The 20,370-nt window shown below is 42.6% G+C and carries 13 protein-coding genes; 6 read left to right on the forward strand and 7 right to left on the reverse strand.

Annotated elements, in window-relative coordinates; all coding sequences use genetic code 11:
• The 4 genes from J4E76_RS15000 to J4E76_RS15015 form a co-directional block, all read left to right on the forward strand.
• The coding region (locus J4E76_RS15000) for a PKD domain-containing protein (protein WP_208505555.1) at positions 1 to 3,864 on the forward strand (3,864 nt) is incomplete at its 5' end.
• A gap of 3 nt (positions 3,865 to 3,867) precedes the next feature.
• Entirely contained in the window at positions 3,868 to 4,896 is a 1,029-nt protein-coding gene (locus J4E76_RS15005) for a type IX secretion system membrane protein PorP/SprF (RefSeq protein ID WP_208505557.1), read from the forward strand.
• A 22-nt stretch (positions 4,897 to 4,918) separates the two neighbouring features.
• A complete protein-coding gene (locus J4E76_RS15010) occupies positions 4,919 to 5,407 on the forward strand; it encodes an asparaginase domain-containing protein (protein ID WP_208505559.1) in 489 nt (162 codons plus the stop codon).
• Between the two features lies 1 nt (position 5,408).
• On the forward strand, positions 5,409 to 7,034 hold the full coding sequence (locus J4E76_RS15015) for a S8 family peptidase (RefSeq protein WP_208505560.1): 1,626 nt from the start codon (positions 5,409 to 5,411) through the stop codon (positions 7,032 to 7,034).
• 183 nt (positions 7,035 to 7,217) lie between these two features.
• Here J4E76_RS15015 and J4E76_RS15020 read toward each other — a convergent pair whose 3' ends face one another.
• Entirely contained in the window at positions 7,218 to 9,605 is a 2,388-nt protein-coding gene (locus J4E76_RS15020) for an ABC transporter permease (RefSeq protein WP_208505562.1), read from the reverse strand.
• 316 nt (positions 9,606 to 9,921) lie between these two features.
• On the reverse strand, positions 9,922 to 10,419 hold the full coding sequence (locus tag J4E76_RS15025; RefSeq protein ID WP_208505563.1) for a hypothetical protein: 498 nt from the start codon (positions 10,417 to 10,419) through the stop codon (positions 9,922 to 9,924).
• Between the two features lie 115 nt (positions 10,420 to 10,534).
• On the opposite strand from J4E76_RS15025, the gene J4E76_RS15030 reads away from it, so the two are divergent.
• Positions 10,535 to 10,903, forward strand: coding sequence for a SnoaL-like domain-containing protein (locus tag J4E76_RS15030; protein ID WP_208505565.1), 369 nt, complete (start codon positions 10,535 to 10,537; stop codon positions 10,901 to 10,903).
• Between the two features lie 50 nt (positions 10,904 to 10,953).
• On the opposite strand, the gene J4E76_RS15035 is transcribed toward J4E76_RS15030, so the two are convergent.
• The 4 genes from J4E76_RS15035 to acs form a co-directional block, all read right to left on the reverse strand.
• Positions 10,954 to 11,370, reverse strand: coding sequence for a nuclear transport factor 2 family protein (locus J4E76_RS15035; RefSeq protein WP_208505567.1), 417 nt, complete (start codon positions 11,368 to 11,370; stop codon positions 10,954 to 10,956).
• Positions 11,371 to 11,466: 96 nt separating this feature from the next.
• Positions 11,467 to 12,435, reverse strand: coding sequence for an AraC family transcriptional regulator (locus J4E76_RS15040; protein WP_208505569.1), 969 nt, complete (start codon positions 12,433 to 12,435; stop codon positions 11,467 to 11,469).
• A 140-nt stretch (positions 12,436 to 12,575) separates the two neighbouring features.
• Complete coding sequence (locus J4E76_RS15045; protein ID WP_208505571.1) at positions 12,576 to 13,448, reverse strand: pirin family protein; 873 nt, start codon at positions 13,446 to 13,448, stop codon at positions 12,576 to 12,578.
• A 15-nt stretch (positions 13,449 to 13,463) separates the two neighbouring features.
• Positions 13,464 to 15,368, reverse strand: coding sequence for an acetate--CoA ligase (gene acs, locus J4E76_RS15050; protein ID WP_208505572.1), 1,905 nt, complete (start codon positions 15,366 to 15,368; stop codon positions 13,464 to 13,466).
• A 424-nt stretch (positions 15,369 to 15,792) separates the two neighbouring features.
• Between acs and J4E76_RS15055 the strand changes: the two genes are divergently transcribed.
• Entirely contained in the window at positions 15,793 to 17,991 is a 2,199-nt protein-coding gene (locus tag J4E76_RS15055) for an ABC transporter transmembrane domain-containing protein (RefSeq protein ID WP_208505574.1), read from the forward strand.
• Positions 17,992 to 18,005: 14 nt separating this feature from the next.
• Here J4E76_RS15055 and J4E76_RS15060 read toward each other — a convergent pair whose 3' ends face one another.
• Complete coding sequence (locus J4E76_RS15060; protein ID WP_208505575.1) at positions 18,006 to 20,366, reverse strand: ABC transporter permease; 2,361 nt, start codon at positions 20,364 to 20,366, stop codon at positions 18,006 to 18,008.
• Between the last annotated feature and the right edge of the window lie 4 nt (positions 20,367 to 20,370).

Here is a 20,370-nt window from a genome sequence, read left to right on the forward strand (position 1 = left end):
TCAGCTCCTTATAGCTATTCGTGGAATCAAGGATCTACCACCAAGGATGTTTCTGGTCTGGGAAGAGGAACCTATCAAGTCACTGTAACGGATAATAACGGTTGTGTCATTCAAGGAGATTTTACGATCGGAGGACCTGCAGTCCTTGCAGCAACCGCCATAGTAAATGATGTAACCTGTAATGGCATTGGTGACGGCTCTATCGATTTATCAACTTCGGGAGGAGTGGGTCCTTATACTTTCTTATGGGCAGATGGGGCAACTACGGAAGATCGAAGTGGATTGAGTCCGGCTAACTATGGTGTGACGATAACTGATGCCAATGGATGCTCGACTTTTAGAAATTATACCATTACAGAGCCCGCTTCCATCACCATAGGGTATACAGCTAATGATGTTAACTGTTTTGGCGATGGCAACGGGAGCATTGCTGTATCGGTAACTGGAGGAACCTTGCCGTACACATACGCCTGGAGTTCGGGTCAAACAACTAAGGATTTGACCAATATTTCGGGAGGGTCATATACGCTCACGGTCACCGATAATAATGGGTGTCAAACTTCTGAGACCATAGTTGTGGATGAGCCATTAGCAGCACTTTCTTCGAGTGCTACTATTACTAATGAGACTTGTTTTGGAGACAATCAGGGTGCGGTGGTATTAAATGTAACGGGGGGAACCGCACCTTACTCCTACTCTTGGAATCAAGGCTCTTCATCTAAAGACATTTTCGGCCTTTCACAAGGAACTTATCAGGTAACAATCACTGATAGTAATGGCTGTTCTATACAACAAGATTATACCGTTTCAGGCCCTTCAGCGATTAGTTTGTCTGCTAATGTCAGTACAATCAGCTGTAACGGTGCCGGAGATGGGAGTATTGATTTAACAGTTGCCGGAGGTACCGGGCCGTTTACTTTTGCGTGGAGTAATGGAAGTACCACCGAAGACTTAAATACCCTCACTCCAGGCACCTATGCGGTATTGGTTACGGATGTTGGTGGCTGTACCTATTCTGCTAACTATACCATTACCGAACCTTTACAGCTTTCTACCAACTTTTTGGCACAGAATGTCACTTGCTTTGGTGCTGATGATGGCAGCATTGATGTGACGGTTAGTGGAGGTACTTTGCCTTATACCTACAGTTGGGATAATGGGGAGAGTACCGAGGATATTACTGGCTTGTCAGGAGGTAACTATGAGTTAACAGTCACCGATGCGAGAGGGTGTCAGTTGGTCACCAACATTGCGATTGGTGCACCGACAGCAGCACTAACAGCAACAGCCACTATTACCAATACGCTCTGTAATGGTCAGCCTAATGGTATTGTGGAACTGGCTGTCACAGGAGGGACGGCACCATTCAACTATTTATGGAGCAACGGTTCAAACCAAAGAGACTTAGTCAATGTATTTGCCGGCAACTATGCTGTCACCATTACAGATGCTTCTGGCTGTGTGTTTACCGAAACCTATGTCGTGGGTGAGCCAGATGCCCTAGATATTGTTTTTGATACCACTAGTACATCCTGTTTTGGGGACTCTGATGGTTCAATCATTGCCACTGCTTCGGGCGGATCCGGACCATATTCCTATGTCTGGTCCAACGGAAGTACGAGTAAAGACCTTGTCAACATTAGTGGCGGAACCTACAACCTGACCATAGTCGATTCAAACAATTGTAGCATTACAAGGTCGGTCGAGGTTGGAGATTCCAGAGACCTTGCCGTAGACATCCAAAAACAGGATGTCTTGTGTAAGGGAGCATCGACCGGATTTATCCAGTTAGATGTCACAGGAGGTAGTGGTTCTTATACTTATACCTGGAATACCGGTCAAACCACAGATCAACTAGTCGATTTGAATGCCGGTGTTTATGAAGTATTAGTTTCAGATGCGGGAGGGTGTTCGACCACTGCCTCTATTGTCATTTCCGAGCCTGCCGAAGCATTAACGGTTGCCCTCGCTGATTATGAGGATTTGTTGTGCTTTGGCGATCAATCAGGAATCATTAGTGCCTTGCCACAAGGTGGGATCGGTCCTTACACGTATTTATGGAGCAATGGCGAACGGACCAGCCGAATTACTGGCTTAGGTGCAGGAACCTACTCGGTGGCCGTCACCGATGCTAATGGATGCCTCGTTCAGCAATCAGTAACCATCGCGCAGCCTTCGGCCCCAATTACAATTGCCACAACTGGAAAACTGAACCTATCATGTTTAGATGATGCAGATGGAAGCATCAATATCAATGTCACAGGAGGAACTGGACCATACGAATACCTATGGAGTACAGGAGATAGAGGAACCTCCATTGCCAACCTAAGCGCTGGGGATTATACGATCAGAGTAAAAGATGCAAATGACTGTGTAGTTGAGCGGATCTTTACAGTAACACAACCAGAACTGCTAAGTCTGGAAGATGCGGTGGTGAATGAAAGTCAATGCTATGATGACCGGAATGGATCCATTGAGTTGAACATTAAAGGAGGAACAGGACCCTATACCTACCAATGGAGTACGGGAGCAGTAACAAAAAATCTAATAGGAATAAGTTCAGGTAGTTACGATGTGCTTGTGACCGATGCCAATGGTTGTCAGGTTCAAGGCACTTATACATTAGCCGAGCCTGAACTTTATCGCATCAGTCCTGAGGTATCCCCAATAAGTTGTGTTGGGGCAGATGATGCATCAATCTCATTGAATATTGAGGGAGGGATAGAACCGATTGCCATCCGTTGGAGCACTGGGGCTAGCACAGAAACACTCACCAACCTGAGCCCTGGCGAATATAATGTTTTGGTAACTGATAAGAACGGATGTACGATTCAGAACTCCTTCAATATTTTTGATCCACTTCCATTAACCCTTGACGCCTATATTGAGGATGCTACTAGATGTAATGACCCTCAAAGTGGTCGGGTTAATGTAATTGTATCGGGGGGTACAGAACCTTATCAATACAGGTGGACAAATGGTGCCACGGAAGCTTCTTTAGTTGACGTGCTGCCAGGTACATATGTGGTAGAGGTCACTGATCGATATGGCTGTACTGTTCAAGGCACCTACACTGTGTTGCAGCCGGAACCTTTACAAGTCGGCTTTAGTACCGAGCCATATATTGATTGCGAAAATAGAATTGCCGGAACCTTGGTGAAAGTCAATGTGAAGGGAGGAGTAGGCAATTATAGATACCGATGGTCAAGAGGAGGTAGTTCAAGCTCTGAGTTTCTAGTTACTGATCGAGGTCGAATTTCGGTGGAGGTTTCTGACGGTCGAGGCTGTTTCCGTACCAGAGCGATTGACATTGACATTCCTGAATTAGGCACGGCCGATTTTGAGTATAACGCTGAATCGATCGACTTGACGGGTGAATTAGCTTCAAATGATCCGGTTAGCTTTTTTGACTTGTCTATCGGAGAGGTTGTAGACTGGAAATGGGAGTTTGGCGATGGCTTCGACTCCGATGAGATTGATCCGATTCATACCTATGATGCTCCAGGCACTTATGAAGTGATTCTAACAGTGACCGATAGAACAGGCTGTCAGACGGTTAAATCTACCACCCTAGAAATCACCGAAGGCTATAGGATTATGGTACCTACAGCATTCACTCCTAACAATGACGGAAACAATGACTTTTTCAGACCGAGAATGCTTGGACTCACCAAGGTGAGGCTTATCATCTATAACACCTGGGGAGAGGTAATTTTTAGCACTGATGATGTAGAAACCAAAGGCTGGGATGGTACCGTCAAAGGAAAGAGAGCCGAAAATGGCAATTATGTCTTCAAACTCATAGGCGTCAGCTTCAATGGTCTAAAAGTCGAACGCGAAGGGATCTTCGCTCTAATGAAATAGCGTATGAAGAAATGTCTACCCCTCTTATTGGTAATGGTAATTCTTTGCCTTGGCAAAAAAGCAAAGGCTCAAGACCCCCAGTTTTCGCAGTTTTATGCCTCTCCTTTGTACCTAAACCCCGCACTGACTGGTTCTACCGACCGGGCAAGAGTAGGCGTTAATTATAGAAATCAATGGCCCTCTTTGACGCATTCTTTCACCACCATCTCTGCTTATTTGGACTATTTTTCAAAGGCAGCAGAAAGCGGGATTGGTGTAATTATCACTGAGCATAAAGAAGGTTTTTTGGACTTTAAGTCTAGTGAAGTTGGCCTTCTATATTCATATAAACTGAGGATTTCAGACGCCTTGATTATGAGGACAGGAATGCAAATGTCGTATTTCAATAAGAACCTCAATTTCGAAGAACTTGTCTTCGGAAATCAGATAGATATTGATAACGGGCAAGTGATCGGGCCGAGTGGAGAGGCTTTTGACAGAGGAGCAAGGGTCGATTTTTTAAGTGCATCCGCAGGAACGCTTCTCTATTCTAGCGATACCTGGATAGGTTTTTCCATTCACCATATTAATAGGCCAAATCAGTCATTTCTAGATCAGGAAAGTCGGCTTGACAGAAAGTATTCGCTGCATGCCGGATATAAGCTTATGTTTTCCAAGGGCAGGCGATTGAGAACAGTTTCTTATCAGTTTCAAGAGCGATCGGCAACATTCGCTGTCAACTACAAGTCTCAAGGAGGTTTCAGACAACTGGATGCAGGTGTCCAACTTTACTTTCAGCCGCTTGTAATTGGAGCATGGTATCGCGGCATACCGATTCAGAATGTGAATAAGGTGGCGAAGAATGAATCAATCATAGGACTCTTTGGGCTGGAGCTAAACCAAGACCTTTCTTTTGGCTATAGCTATGACTTTACCGTTTCACAGCTCGCTGGTGTTACGGGAGGCGCACACGAGTTCTCATTGACGCTTTCCTTCGGAAAAATCGTGAAACGCACGCGAAGAGATACGATTTTGCCTTGTTTCAAGTATTAATCCTTCTCTTTATATTGGCTGAATGAAAATACTTTTCATTCAAACTGGGGGCACCATAGATAAAGACTACCCTAAAACCAATGTCGGTTATGCATTTGAAATAGACGAACCCGCTGTTTCTCGTATTCTAGAAAAGAGTTTCCCAGGCTTTGAATTTGAAGTAACAAGTCTTTTTAAGAAGGACAGCATGGACATGACCAATGACGATCGTAAGGAGCTCAAGTCTTTATTGCTGACAACCGAATACTCCAAAATTGTCGTTACCCATGGGTCCGATACCATGATTCAAACCGCTCAGCTTATCGGCAATGTAAAAGACAAAACAATCCTGTTCACAGGCTCGTATAGGCCACAACGCTTTGCCGAATCTGATGCTGACTTTAACATCGGTGTGGCAGTAGGTGCGTTGAATGTTTTAACAGAAGGCACGTTTATTGCCATGAATGGTAAGGTAATGCAGCCCGAAACTTGTTATAAGCATCCAAAAACCGGGTTGTTCGAAACGGAATAATATGATTTTAAGAAATATGAAAAAGGTCTTCTCATTGGCGCTTCTGTGCCTTGCCATGTCTTTAAGCGCTCAAAATGCCACTCCCCCTAAAAACTGGTTTAACCTCGATCCTGTAGAAAACAGAGTGAATGGTGTGAGCACTGAAAAAGCTTACGAGTATTTGAAAGGAAAGGAATCGAAGACTGTAATTGTAGCAGTAATCGATTCAGGAATTGATATCCTTCATGAAGATTTGAAAGATGTAGTCTGGATAAACGAAGGTGAGATTCCGGATAATGGCATTGATGATGACAACAATGGTTATGTAGACGATGTCTACGGATGGAATTTCATCGGTGGCAAAGACGGCACCAATGTAGATAAGGATTCTTATGCTTTGGCAAGGGAATATAAGCGATTACAACCCATTTATGAGGGAAAGACCAAGGATGACTTTAAAAAGAAAGAGCTCGAAGGTTTCGAATACTGGGAGGAAGTCAAAACAGAGTTTGAAAAAGGAGCGAATGAGTCTGCTGGTCAAATGCAATTATTGCAAAGTATAGATACGCAGTTGAGAAGGTTTAACAAACTCTTTCAGGCTTACTTTATGATAGATACCATCACCTATGACATAGTGCAAAAAGTAAATTCTACTGATCAGACGGTACTTCAAGGGAAGGCAATTTTAAGCAGCGTCTATGAGGCCACTGACAAAGCTCTCCCACTCGACAGTCTCATTTATTTTTTGGGTCTGGACTTAGAGCAGGTGACATCTCAGTCGGGTGCTTATGACTTGGACTTTGACCCTAGAGGAATAGTAGGAGATGATCCGAACCAGCTAGGTGAGGTGGGCTATGGTAACAATGATGTCATCGGTATTGGTACTAAGAACTTTCATGGCACACATGTGTCAGGAATTATAGCGGCAAAAAGAGGAAACGGTATTGGTATTGACGGTGTAGCCAACAATGTTAAAATCATGGCACTTCGTGCCGTTCCAGACGGTGATGAGCGTGATAAGGATGTGGCTAATGCAATTCGCTACGCTGTTGACAATGGAGCTCAGGTAATTAATATGAGTTTTGGAAAGAGCTATTCAGCACACTTAGACTATGTCTATGAAGCCATAGAATATGCCGAATCAAAAGGGGTCCTGTTGGTCCATGCAGCGGGCAATAGTTCTAAGAATATCGATGAAGCTAACAACTTTCCGAACGATTACATTGGGAAGAGAAAGAACATGTCGAACTGGATAGAAGTAGGTGCTTCAGATTCGGGTTTGGATGAAAATTACGTTGGTGTATTCTCCAACTATGGCAAGAAAAATGTGGATGTTTTTGCCCCAGGAGTGGCTATTTACTCACTCGCTCCGGATAATGACTATCAAGATGCTCAAGGAACGAGCATGGCATCTCCTGTCACAGCTGGAGTTGCAGCCATGTTGCTGTCCTACTTTCCTGATCTGAAAGCTGAGCAAGTCAAAGATATTCTGATTAGATCTTCTCGCAGTTTAGACGGGCTTCGAGTACCAACTCCGGGCTCTGGTGAAGAGGTTAAGTTTTCTGACCTCTCTGTTTCGGGCGGGATCATCAATGCCGCTGAAGCAGTGAAACTTGCAGAGTCAATGACACTCAAGAAAAAGAGATAGGTTTTATATAGTAACCGTCAGACCGCTTCAAGCGGTCTGACGGTTAATGCTAATTATATTCTAAAATGAACGATCCGATCGCTCAAAGCGGTTGGATCGTTTTATTTCTAAATGGTTAAGATTTCTCCTAAGGACGAAATGATCTATGCGACATAGATTTGTCTAGCAATAAGGATGAAGTCCCTACTCGTATCGCAGTGAATCTACGGGGTTCTTTCTGGCGGTTTTGACTACTAGACTACCTACCAATAAGAAGGTGAGTAATAAGGCAGCGAACAGGCCGACAACGATCAAGGTGATATTTATAGCCGCCTGATACTCGAAGTTCAGCATCCAGTTAGAGATTGCCAGATAAGCCAATGGTGTTGCAATGACCCCAGCCAAAGCAATCAACTTTAATGTACCTGAGTACATAAAAAATACGATTTGGCCAGACATGGCACCCAAAACTTTCCGTATACCGATCTCTTTTCTTCTTTGGCCTATGTTAAAAGAAGTCAGGCCTGTTAACCCAATTAGAGAGATTAGGATACACAGAAGGGTCATGGAACTGATAAGCTTGTTTTGTGTCTGGTCAGCTTCGTATTGAGCCTTTAGTTGGTCATTTAAGAAGCTATATTCTAAGGGATAGTTTGGTAATACCTCGTCCCATTTTGCCTTTATGACCTCCAGTGCTTCTGACAGTTGGTCTTGATTGAACTTAACAATCAGGTTACGGCCAGGTTGTGGATTATAGACAAAAACAAGAGGTTCAATCGGGTTATGCAATGAGAAGAAATTAAAGTCTCTCATCACGCCAATCACTTGGCCTGGTACCTCTTGATGAAAGAAGCCGAGTTTCTTTCCTATTGGATCATCCCAACCAAGGTTTTCGGCAGCCTTTTCATTGATGACAAAATACTGATTGCCTCGTGTCTCTTCTCCAGAATAGGTCCGACCAGCGGCAAGTGGTATTTCAAAGGTTTCGAGATAGTCCTCGTCTCCATGAATGAATTTGAATTCCTGCTGGACCATCTCACCATCCTTATCTACTGTGAAAACGATCTGGCCTACATTGGTTCCGGCAATGAAATTAGAAGAGGTAACTTTTTCAATACTTGAACTGGCTTCGAGGACATTTTTTAATACCTGTGTGCGAGATTGGGAAATAGAATCTGCTGTGTTGATCAAGAGTACCTGGTCTTTAGAGAAACCCATATCCTTCTTTTGTAAAAACTCGATCTGATCACGCATCAATAGCGTGCTCAGTAGCACTCCAATAGAGATCACAAACTGAAAGAGTACCAATCCCTGACGGATCGCCTTTCCACTTTTATTGGCCACCCAATTACCCTTTAAGGCTGTAACAGTCTGGATTTTTGAAAGGTATAGTGCAGGATAAAGCCCCGAAATGAGACCCGTGGCACTTGCAACTGCAAATGATGCGAGAATAAGCTCAATGTTTTGTAGCAGCGTAAAGTCAAATGAAACACCCAGCCACGTTTGTAAAGGCGTTTGTTCAATCATAAGCCAAACCATCAATATGGATAGGCCATAGGCCAGATAGACTTGCACTAAAGATTCGATCAGCAAGGAGACCTTTAGCTGTTGGATGTTTGTGCCTAATACCTTTCGAATAGCTATTTCTTTTGCACGAGCACCAGCACCAGCAGTGGATAAATTGATATAGTTGATGCAAGCCAATAGTAGAATCGCCAAGCCAACTGAAGAGAATATGATAAGGTTGGTAGGATTGCCCTTAGCGAAGTCGTCATCAATCTGTTCTGCATCATAGTGTATTTCAGAAAGCCTTTGAAGCCTTATGCGATGAGACCCTTCGATTTGGTTGCCGAAAGGCATAAAGTATTTTTCATTAAATGGGCCGAATTTGGCCAAAAGGCCCTCTTTGGTCGCACCGGGGCTTAACCTGATATAGCCAGCACAATCTGAATTCCATAAGACCTCAGAGTTGAATACCCCATCTTGGGTGGCCCATTCTCTGCCATCAACACCACTGAGTAGTATTTCGAATTTGAAGTGTGAGTTTTTAGGAATGTCTTCAAAGACAGCGGTTACCTTAAAGTCGTTGCCTTCTACCTTGATGACTTTGTTCAGGCCCGTGTCGTTCCCAAAAAGCTTCTCCTTAAGAGTCCTGGAGATAATGGCCGAATTAGGAGCTATCAATGCACTTTCTGGATTTCCCGAAAGGAGGTTTATACCGAATATATCAAATGCCCCCTGTTCAGAATAGTAAACATGATCTTGAATGAATATCTGTTGATTGTACTCAATCTGCGAAGCATCTAGTGGCCTGAAGCGTGCATAGCCATCTATTTCAGGAAACTCTTCCTTAAGCATTGGATTCAGCTCTGAGGCTGTATATGCGGTGTTGAATTCTACTCCTGGTGCTTGAAAAAGATGACTTACACGATATACCCTTTCATGGTTTGGATGGTGCTGATCGTAGGTCAGCTCATTCTGGAGAAAAAGGACTAACCAGATAACCGCGGATAAACCGAGTGTAAGACCAAAAATGTTAAGAAAACTGAAGAGTCGGTTTTTCCATAAAACCCTAAGTGCAAATTTGAGCATGACCGAATACTTTTATAACTAAATCTTTCGTTAAAAATAAAGTATCCAGGTCTACCATCAAACCATTACTAAAAAATTAGGTGTTTCCTCAGTGTTAAGAAATCTTAACGTTAATTAAGGTTAAAATAACCTCATCAATGAAACTTTTGGGCCAAATTTGCATCTATATAGTAGGGTTTGTGTAGGAGCAGTTGGTATGATTATTGAAAGACACAAACACAATTGAATTTTCAGAATTACAGTCAGTAATTCTCTTCATATATAGTTAGTAGTTTATTTGTTTAGTAACCCGAGGAGTAGTTAACCTCGGGTTTTTTTATTTCAAAGCTACTCTGTGCTTTATCACCTGTTCATAAAAATGGTGAATCCGAAACATTTGCTCAGCACCAACCTTCTGACCGGCTTGGGCAATCAAATACAAACCCAAGGCAATTGCGCCCATAACTGGTATGGCCCATAATATTGGGGCGGGCTTATCCAACATCAGCTGAGAAAGACCAAAGACACCAGCGAAGAGGGATAGGACACCAAGTGCGGCATAAGACATAAAGAACACTGCCCAGACACTAGGTTTCGGTCCGTAAAGGCCTCTCACTTCCAAATTGTCTTCTGAGGTTTCTTCTAAAGTCAGCGTGAGTTGGGGAGACCAATAGTGCCGTTCTTCAGGTCTGATCTTGATGACGCAATACTGATCCGATACCAAACCTGTGAATTCATTTTCAGTATCAATCGCTTCTTGAATTCGCGTTCTAAACACCTCGGGGTTTCCGGGTATTTCTTCTTTAAATCTTGGCCTGATTCTAAGACTCGACATCGTACTAAAGTTAGCAAATGCTCATCAATTCCTTAAAGGAAGAAATACATCCATTTCTGTCCCTTTCCGTTAACATAGATCGTTCACAATTCGAAACTTTTTAAACAATAACACTATGAGTATACTCGCTTTAGAACAAGAATTACAAACCATGATGGGTCAGGGTCAAATGCTGGAGGCTTTTGACAAATTTTATGCTGATAATGTGGTAATGGTTGAAGCCACTGGCGAAGTCAGAGAAGGGAAAGCTTATAACCGAGAATTTGAAATTAAGTGGCTTGAGTCACTAGAAGGAATGCATGGAGGCGGTGTAACCGCTATGACCTCCAATGAGGAAACAGGCCATACCTGTACTGAAACTTGGGGAGACTTTAGTTTCAAAGGAGGTCAGCGAATGAAAATGGAGGAGGTTTCCGTCAAAAAATGGGAAGACGGTAAGGTTGTCCACGAACGCTTCTATTACGATACCAAAGGAATGGGCTAATTGAGATTGGTCCTAATTAAAGGGGCTCATTGAGCCCCTTTTTTATTTCACTACCTAATCGCTTCTCGGGTGAAAGACTTATTGATAATCTTCCATCCATCTTTAAGCTTTAGCAAAAGCATATAATCGGTGAACTTTGTGTTCCCTGAAACGATTTCAACCTTGGCATGGGCCGCATTGTTGACAATGTCTATCGAGATTATTTTACCTACTCTATCCCTAGCCTGACCTTCTTTGAAGTAACCGATATACTCGGCAATCGGTAGCCTTCTCTGACTACCATCCGGATTTACGGAATACAAGGCCGCTGTTTCAGTAAAGGCCCTTTTAATTCGAGCGACTTGCCCTTTTGATGTCCCATCCATATAATCCATTAGGGTGGCTTCAACGGCTTCTTTGTCTGATTGGCCAAAGGCAATAAAGCTAAGACACAGGCAGGCGGACAGTGTTAGAATTGTTCTTCTCATGTTTGTTGATTTTTTGTTTTTAATCTCATTCATAGCGCTCAATTACCAAAAAGAATTTGGAAAGGTCTATGCTAAAAACAGAGTGGTTCTTCAGATTTATAAATCTGAAGCTTGATCGCGGTAAGCAGCAGGGGTTTGGCCTGTAGCTTTCTTAAAAGTAGTATGGAATGTAGAGGGTGAATTGAAACCACAATCAAAGCCAATGGCTTCTACAGTAAGGTGTTGCTGTCTACGCAAGAGGTCTTTCGCTATTTCTACTCTGAAAGAGTTGACAAGTTGAGCAAAATTCTGTCCTAGCTGTTCATTGATAAAAGCCGAAAATTGATGAGAGGTCAAACCGACCATTTTGGCCAATGCAGGCATTTTCAAATCGGGATCTTTGTACAGTTCATCCTCCATGATAGTAGCTTTTATTTTTTCTCTTAGCCGATCGATTTCTGCTTGAGGCATCAGTTTGATCTCGGCTTTTGACTTTTTGGAAGCAACTATCTGTTTGCGATTTGTTATAAGGAGCCAGGCCAATAAATAAACTAAGAAGGAGAAGGTTATTGAGCCTGTTAAGTAAGATGTAAAGCTTGATGTAAAATAGGCCAGCCAAATGAGAAAGACACCTAAGACCACTCCGTAAGTCCAATACTCTTCTGGAAAAGACTTTTTGATTATGAACTTTTGCTTAATCAATAGATAAATAGAATAAAGGAGGTATAGCGCCCAATAGTAATAAATGCCTCTTACAATTTTTAAACTCCAGAAATAACGATTTTCACCATAAGACTCATAAAAAATGGCATAGGCAGCCAGAAGCACCATTGGGGTCAGGTGTAGAAGACTCTTGGGGTCAAATGATTTCTGCCCTGTGATCTGCGACTTTGTGAAATAAAAGCACATTGGACCAATTGCCACGCACGCGAGTAAGCCTATAAGGATGTAGTTCTCATTAAGCCCACTATCAAAATGAAAGAATACGGACTTCCCGATTCTAATGACGAGCGCCATTAATAAGAGTCCCAAATAGATATTGGTATAAGATCTACCTTTCTTACTGAAGAGGAAGTAGCTTGTCAAAAAGACTCCATTGAAGACTCCAAGCAGGCTGAAAACAAATAGATATTCTCTTGAAATGGCTAATGAAGTTAAATTGAGGATATTAACAGCATACTAACCTAGTAAATCTACACCACAAAAAGGATTGAAAACTGGAAAGATTAACCGGGCAAAGGGATATATCCAGACTCACCCGGCACCATCTCAAATTTCTGGTCTTTCCAGTCTTGTTTTGCTTCCTCGATAAGATTTTTTTCAGTAGAAACGAAGTTCCAGTAAATGTGTCTCTCTTCTGCAAACGGCTCTCCTCCAAACAAGAAGACGTGTGTGTTTTCACCAAGAACTATTTTGCAGATATCCTCTTCTTTGGATACCAGCATATTTCCTTTCTCAATACGTTCGCTGCAAGCTTCTATGTAGCCATCAACGATAACGATGCCTACCTCACCTTTGACTTTGCCCTTTACATCAAGTACGGCCTTGTCTTTTGCTTTGGCTTCGACCATAAACAAATCAGAGAAAACCGGAACGGGAGATTCTTTTCCATAGCCCTTATCCGCCACCAAAGTAAAGTCAATGCCACCCTCATACCACCGCGATAGTTCATCGGCTGGTGTAAATGAGAATTCAGGCTTCATTTTTTGCAGGGCCTTGGGCAAAGCCACCCAAATCTGATAACCATGAACTGGATATTCGCCTCCATCTCGAAGGGCAGCAGGCGTTCTTTCTGTATGAACAATACCTTTACCAGAAGTCATAAAGCCAACCGATCCCGGAGTTACTAATTGCTCAGTGCCTAGGGTATCTCTGTGCATAATTTGCCCCTCAAGTAGGTAGGTCAATGTTGACAAACCAATATGAGGGTGCTGCCCAATATCCATATAATGACCTGGCTTTATGGTGGAGGGACCCATATGATCAATAAAGATGAATGGCCCTACCATGCGCTTTTTACGGAATGGGATTAGTCTACCTACCAAAAAGTCGCCAATGTCGCGACTGCGTTCTTCAATGATTAAACCAGTATTTGACATATGGAGTTATCTAAGTCATTTTTGAATACCCGCCCCTTCAATAATTTTATCCACTACTTCGGGGTTGAGCAAGGTAGAGGTATCACCTAAGCTTGAAATGTCACCACTAGCCACCTTTCTCAAAATTCGCCTCATGATTTTACCTGAACGCGTTTTCGGAAGGCCAGGAACGATTTGAACCATATCCGGTTTAGCGATCGGCCCGATAATTTTTCTAACCGTATCCTTGATTTCATCTTTTAAACTCTGCTCAGAGCGACCTTCCATATCGCAGATGACATAGGCATAAATGCCTTGTCCTTTGACATCATGTGGATAGCCGACTACTGCCGATTCAATGACTTTTGGATGCTCATTGATGGCGTTTTCGACTTCTGCGGTGCCCATCCTATGACCTGATACATTGATCACATCATCAACTCTACCGAGGATTCTTAAGTAGCCATCGTGATCTCTTTTAGCACCATCTCCCGTAAAGTACATGCCTTTATAGGCCGAAAAGTAAACGTTCTTACATTTTTCATGATCTCCATAAGTGGTTCTGATCATAGACGGCCAGGGAAATTTAATGCAGAGGTTTCCTTCCACATTATTTCCTTTTAGTTCGTTGCCATCGGCATCAACAATAATGGGCTGAATACCGGGTAGCGGAAGAGAAGCATGTGCTGGTTTGTTGGGAGTAATTCCCGCCAAAGCCGAGATCATAATACCACCAGTTTCTGTTTGCCACCAAGTGTCAACCAATGGGCATTTGCCTTTGCCGATATGGTCGTGATACCAATGCCAAGCCTCTTCGTTAATCGGTTCGCCCACCGAGCCAATGACTTTTAAAGATTCTAGAGAATAAGGTTCGATAGGTTCCAAGCCAAACACCTGTAATGCCCTAATGGCTGTTGGCGCTGTATAGAACTGGTTGACTTTGTATTTGTCGACAATCTCCCAAAACCTACCAGCATGGGGAAAAGTCGGTACCCCTTCGAACATTAAGGTTGTACCTCCTGCCAAAAGTGGCCCGTAGACGATATAGGAATGGCCAGTAATCCAACCGATATCTGCCGTGCACCAATAGACATCACCAGGCGTATATTGAAAGACATTCGAAAAGGAATATTCGGCATACACCATATAACCTCCAGTAGTATGGACCACCCCTTTGGGCTTACCAGTCGAACCAGAGGTATAAAGAATGAAGAGCATGTCTTCGGAATCCATTTCTTGTGCTTTATAAGCTGTCGATTGCCCCTCGATAGCATCATGCCACCAAATATCTCTACCGTCTTTCATAGTGACTTGGTCACCGGTACGCTTCAGTACAATTACCTTTTCAATACTTGGAGTATTTTCAACGGCCTCGTCAACCACGGCTTTCACCGGAATTTGCTTGGCTCCTCTGAAGTTACCGTCCGAAGTCAACACAGCCTTGGCCTCACAGTCATTAATTCGATCAGCCAATGACGAAGAAGAAAAACCAGCGAATACCACAGAGTGGATAGCACCTATTCTTGCACAAGCAAGCATGGCAACCGCTGCTTCAGGCACCATAGGCATATAGATAATGACCCTGTCTCCTTTTCTAACACCTTGAGCTTCCAAAGTATTACAGAACTGGTTGGTCATTTCATATAGCTCGTGATAGGTTACTATTCGGTTTGCGTCATTCGGGTCATTTGGTTCCCAAATAATGGCAGGAGTGTCACCTTTAGTGTGTAGGTGTCTTTCGAAAATGTTTTCGGTAATGTTGAGCTTACCATTGATAAACCACTTGACATCCGGACCATCAAAACCCCATGATAATGTCTCGTCCCAATGCTTTCTCCAATGAAAAGATTCTCCTATTCTAGCCCAGAAAGTCTCGGGGTCTAAAACACTTTTTTGGTATTCATGAAAATACCCTGACAGGGTCTGAATCTTGTTGCTCATAGGGAGAGAATTTACAGAGGGATAAATTGAGAAAATTTTGAGGATTATAAAACTGATTCATGCAGACAGTTACCAGAGTTTCATCAAAAACGGTGGGCGACTGGTGCATTGAATTCTCAAAATAAGTAGTTCAATAATAGAAAATTGCTGTTCGTCAAAAGGCTGTGCTGAAGCCAGTTTTATTCCCTAGGTTGTATAAAGATTCGACACTATCACTTAAATCATTTTCACCATGATAAAGCTTACAGAAACTGAATCTAGTCAGGTCATCGGAGGCGACCGTTGTGCCCGTTTATACCGTAGGAGATTAAAGCTAAAACCTATGTCTAGAAGGTATATCAGAAACATGCGTAAATATCGAAGGGTCTGCTAATGGCCATGCTAGATTGTTCTACTCTTCCTTTTTAGAATTGACTTCCAACAAGTGAATAAAGAAGCGCTGCTTAAAAAAGCACTGGTGCTCCAACATGATCATAAAGATTGTGGAGCTGCTTGCTTATTGATGGCCATTAAGTGGTATGGCTATCATGATGCCTTAGAACATATAAGGGTTCTCTCTGGAACCAATGGAGATGGCGTTAGCCTGCTGGGTCTCCAACAAGCAGCCATAGAAGTAGGATTTAATGCAGAGGCTTTCAAAGCATCTCTGCATGATTTAGAATTAATCCCAGAACTTTGCATCCTGCACGTAACCAAAAAAGGAGCCTTTAACCATTTTGTCTTATGTCTTGGAAAGGAGAACGGCAAATGGTTGATAGCTGACCCCGATGATGGGGTAAAGACATACACCGACAAGCAGTTGATGAAAGAATGGGAGCAGGGGATATTCTTGAGGTTAGAGAAACCAACAAAACTGAATCTTGAAAAGAGAAGAAGACATCTTTTCAAGGGTTGGGTCTTGCCACTTTTTGAAAAGCACAGAACGCGATTAATATTGATCGTGGGGCTGGGTATTATTCATGCCATCTTACTTTTTACGACTGCCATCTTTACCGAGCGACTAGTAGATGAATTACTCCCTTCACAAGACAAAAGCTTAATTGTAAAAAGCATTCTATTGTGGGCATTCTTACTTCTTTTGGCCCTAGGGGTTTCATATCTGCGTAACTATAGCCTTGCCATTTTTAGCCGGGAGGTAAACGCTAGTTTGATCAAAGAGTTCTTCGGAAAGCTCTTATATCTACCCAAACCATTTTTTGATAGTAAAAAGACCGGAGACCTAGTTGTTAGGCTCGAGGATGTGGAGGACATTGAGGAATCGGCTTCCAAATGGATTGAAGATGGGTTTATCAGTCTGCTCGTTGTCTTGGTAGCATTAGGTCTGCTGTTTATTTATAGTACTCAAATCGCACTGATTAACTCAGTGCTTTTGCCTTTGCTTTTTGGAGTAATCCTTCTTTTAAAGGGGAGAATAAAGAAGTCGCAACGTCAGGCCATGGCCAGTCATGCCGCGAATAATGCAAACTATATAGATGCCATTACGGGCATGAATACAATCAAATTGAGGCAGGCAGAAGTAAGATTTACAAAACATGCCTTGAAGCTCTATCGATCCTTTAGAAACAAAGTCTTTCGGGCCGAAAGAGTGAATATGGACTTTGGCTTATTGGTACAACTCTTGGCCATTAGTATTACCATCGCTGTAATCGCAATTTCTAGTATTCAAGTGCTCTATGGGAGTCTGCAAATGGGAAATTTTCTGGCAATTATCTCTATAACATCAATTGCTTCAATAAATACGACAAACTTGGCTTACGCCTATATCGACTTTGAGCAAGCAAGAATCTCTTTTGAAAGAATGCATGAACTGGTTGGTCAAAGAACCGAGGATGTTAGTGACCCAGGACCACTTTTGTTAAGGTCTAAAAACTCACTGTTCATCAAGTCGGTGTCCTTTTCATTTCCTGGGCAAGCGGAACTCCTCAAGTCTGTTTCCATGCAATTGGACTCCGGTAAAATATGCGTGCTGTTGGGTGAAATAGGTAGTGGTAAAAGCACCTTGCTTAACGTGATTAGCACGCTATATCAGCCCGACCAAGGAGTGATAATGTTCAATGATCAGAACGTTCATGAATTCCCAACAAATTGGCGTAGAGTGATAGGCTTGGTCCCACAAGAAACGAAGATTTTCAATACTACTTTTTGGCAAAATGTTGGGGTGAAATCAATTGGAGAGGAAAATGATATGGCTCGAACAAGGGTAGAACACTTGATCGATCAACATGGCTTTGGCCCTATTGTAGATGCTTTGCCCTTGGGTATAGATACTGTGTTGGGGGAAAACGGAGTGAAATTGTCTGGGGGACAAAAAAGGATTTTGGGCTTAATGAGGGCCCTTTACACCAAGCCAAGCGTTTTGCTGCTGGACGAAGTGACCACTTCGCTGGACCAAAATTGCCTTAACCTAGTTACGGAAATACTGAAGAAAGCCAAGCTGAGCATGCCAATTTTGCAAATAACCCATAGTCCAGTTGTAGCCTCTCAGGCAGACTATGTTTATCTCCTAGAAAAAGGGAAAACGGAGGTTCATGGTACACCCGATCAACTCCTTGAAAGGGACAATTTCTTTAGCCAGTTTTTCGAAAAAGGCATCTATTCAAGAATTAAAAAAGCCTCTGCTTAGAAGAGGTCTTTTAACTATTCATAGCGCAAACTCTTGACTGGGTTGGCATATACTGCTTTTAGTGAATGGTAACTCACGGTTAGAACTGTAATGAGTATAGAAGCAGCCCCAGCTATTAAAAATACAGAAGCGCCAATATTTACTCTATACTCGAAGGCATTCAGCCAGTCACTCATGAAAAAGTAAGCCAAGGGCGAAGCAATTAGAAACCCCAGGGCTACCAGACCTGCAAAACCTTTGGTCATAGTAAGGCACAAGTGGATTAAGCCGGCACCCAGAACTTTCCGTATGCCGATTTCTTTGATGCGCTGCTCTGCAGCAAAACTGGCAAGGCCGAAGAGGCCAAGTAATGAGATGAATATGGCAATGATTGAAAAGTAGTTGGCTAGCTGTCCAATCGTATTTTCACTACGGTAGAGTTGATCGTAACTTTCATCCAAAAACCTATAGGTAAATGGATAGTTGGGATTCAAGGTTTTCACGATACCCTCTAAGTAAGAAATATTCTCAGCGGTTTGGCCACCAGATATTTTAACGAAAGCAAATTCGCTAGACTCGGGCCTTAGGCTTATCACGATAGGCTCAATGCCTGTATGTAAAGAGCTAAAATGAAAATCTTTGACTATGCCAATCACTTTGCCTTGTCTTCCCCAAAAAGTCACTGGATGATTAAGAGGGTTTTCCACATTCATTTTGAGTGCCGTTTGCTCATTAATGATCACATGGGCGGTATCACTTTGTAAGTTTGGATCGAAAGACCTGCCTTCAATGATTTCCATATCTAGGGTTTCAATGAAATTGTGACCAACCTGTAACACATTAAATAGTGTTTCCTGAGAGTCGGCCTTTCCTTCCCACCGATAGCCGCCAGATGTAGATGTGCTTATGGATATAGGCGCATTACTGGCAAGGCTAGAATTTGAAAAATTTGGGTTGTCTTTTATTTGTGACAATAGAATTTCTTGCTTGTCAGGATTTCTCAACTCCCCTTCAAGTGGAATGTAGATTATATTTTCAGTCTTGTACCCAAGGTTTTTGCTTTTGATAAAGCTCATTTGCTGATGGATTACCAATGTCGCAATGATTAGAAAAGTCGAAACCAAAAACTGGAAGACCACCAGTCCTTTTCGAACTCCCTGAGACCAACCTGAAATTCTAAAAGTACCTTTTAAGACTTGAATAGGAGAGAAACCCGAAAGTAACAAAGAAGGATATAAGCCTGCCAAAAGGCCTACTGACAAGCCAATGCCTACTAACTGAGTCACTTGACTTCCATTCGTAAGTGAAAACTCAATGTTACGCCCTATCAATTCATTTAGTGCTGGAAGGACTAATAGTATGAGCAGCATGGCGACCAATGACGAGATGAGCGCCATAAGTATTGACTCCCCCATGAACTGGAAAATCAGTAATCGTCTGGATGAACCGACAACTTTTTTTACACCTACCTCTTTCGCTCGCTTGGTAGAACGAGCAGTCGCAAGGTTCATGAAGTTGATACTAGCAATTATCAGGATGAAGAAGGCCACTGCCATGAATAGGCGCACATAAACGATTCTGCCACCAGACTGAATGCCATCTTCATAGTTGGAGTACAAGTATGTCTCTCCATAATTTTGTAAAAACAAGTCAATGTTTGACCCCTCACTGTTCTCTCTTATAAATGATTTAACCTTCTTGTTAAAGTCAGTTACAGACACGTTAGGTTGAAGTTTTATGAGCCCTCTTACTCCATTGTTACCCCAATCTTCTAACCATGTATTGGTTTTGGCCCAAGGGTCATACGGCATCACAAAATCAAACTGTAAGCTTGAGTTATTCGGAACGTTTTCAAAAACGCCACCAATGCTATGCTCTCCCCAACCGTTAATTGTAACCACTTGACCCAAGGCAGTTTCAGTGCCGAAAAGGCGCTCTTTGAGTGATTGAGAAATATAAACCTTGTCCGGTTGACTTAACGAATTCTCCTTTTCACCTTCAATGAAGTCTACATCAAAAATTTGGAAAAAGTCCGAGCTAGCAATACGTCCTTTTTCTTTAAAGCTTTGGTCTGCAAGAATAAATAGTCGCTCTTGTTCCCATGTGAACTGAGCCATATAGTCAACTTCAGGCATTTGAGCCTTTATGGCATCCTTTAATGGTCCAGGGTTGGCCGTTGTAGTGAAAACCGTATTACCATAGTGTTGATTTTCGAATACCTGGTAAATGCTACCGATGTCTTGATGAAATTTGTTCATCGACTTTTCGCCCTGAACATAAAGTAAGAGTAGGGTGGCTGATGCAATTCCCACCGTTAGACCTAATACGTTTAAAAGCGCATAGCCACGCTCTTTCCAAAAGACTCGGAGTGCTGTTTTGAGGATATTTTTGACCATTGGG

The sequence above is a fragment of the Roseivirga sp. E12 genome (assembly GCF_017592825.1).
Classification (GTDB): domain Bacteria; phylum Bacteroidota; class Bacteroidia; order Cytophagales; family Cyclobacteriaceae; genus Roseivirga.